The organism is Pseudomonas sp. RL, from assembly GCF_000647775.1.
In the GTDB taxonomy this organism is placed as follows: Bacteria; Pseudomonadota; Gammaproteobacteria; order Pseudomonadales; family Pseudomonadaceae; genus Serpens; species Serpens flexibilis.
Genome location: NZ_JBOY01000205.1, coordinates 1 through 1,067, shown reverse-complemented (window position 1 = coordinate 1,067; position 1,067 = coordinate 1). Strand labels below are relative to the sequence as shown.

Here is a 1,067-nt window from a genome sequence, read left to right as displayed (position 1 = left end):
CGCGATCAGGCCGAAGCCGCAACCGTCGTGTTCCAGCCGTGGGTCGAACAGACCCTGCGGCGCCTGATGCTCGATTCCGCTCATACGCTTGCTGCCCCCGGGGGATGGTGCTGGCGCGGTCCACGGCGCCCACCACGGGCGGCCGGACCCCCACACAATCACACCCTTGTGCGACGCGTCAAACTACCTTGCGCAATAACCGCGAATGCCTGCCAAATCGACACCTCCGGGCCTGGTTCGAGGCGTCTGTCGCCCGCCCAGAAACGGCCCCACTCCGCAGCGTCGCGTACTTGTGCCGACCATGCCCAAACAGCGGCTTGCAGTTGTTTGCATGCGCGAGTCCGCTACACGGGCGTGATGCTCTAGCCTGCAGGGCCGCAATCGAGCCGGACGACTGAGACAACCAAGCCGTCGGCAGCTCTGTTATCCGAATCTGCGACACTGAATCCACCCCAGGGGGAGAGGTTGAAGGCACTCAGCTATTGGGGGAAGGCCAACCCGCGCTACCCCGGAACAGCACGCTGGCACCTCTTGCCCTTCCATTCACTCGATGTCGCTGCGGTAGCGCGGGCCTACCTGCGTGGGCATTCACGTCTGCTCGACTTTTTCGCAGCGCGCCTGGGCGTAAGCGCAAAGGTGACACTCGACTGGCTGTGCTTCTGGATCGCGCTGCACGACCTCGGCAAGTTCGCCACAACCTTTCAGGCGCTGTGCCCAGAAGTTCTGCTGGAGCTGCAGCAGCGCGAGTCTGCGCTGCGCTACGACGAGCGGCACGACACGCTGGGCGATTTCATCTGGAAGGATCAGCTCTACATCGGACACGATGCACTGGCGCTTGGCCAGCGCAAGTCCGCCTTCAAGAGCGCCCTTCATCCGTGGATCGCTGCCGTTACAGGACATCACGGTCAGCCGCCCAGAGCAGCCAGGCTGAGCCGGTATGCGCACTTCAAGAACGAAGACGTTGTCGCCGCCGCCGAGTTCGCCCACGCCGCACGTGAACTGTTGCTGCCGGATGCAAGCCGAGAAGACGTACTCGCACTGGGCGCCGAGCACTTGCGCCAAGCCGG

1 protein-coding gene is annotated in these 1,067 nt (G+C 64.0%); it reads left to right on the top strand.

Translation table 11 applies throughout. The features are described from left to right. Positions 1-465 precede the first annotated feature (465 nt). A partial coding sequence (locus AS93_RS20455) for a CRISPR-associated endonuclease Cas3'' (RefSeq protein WP_155956188.1) occupies positions 466-1,067 on the top strand: 602 nt, incomplete at its 3' end.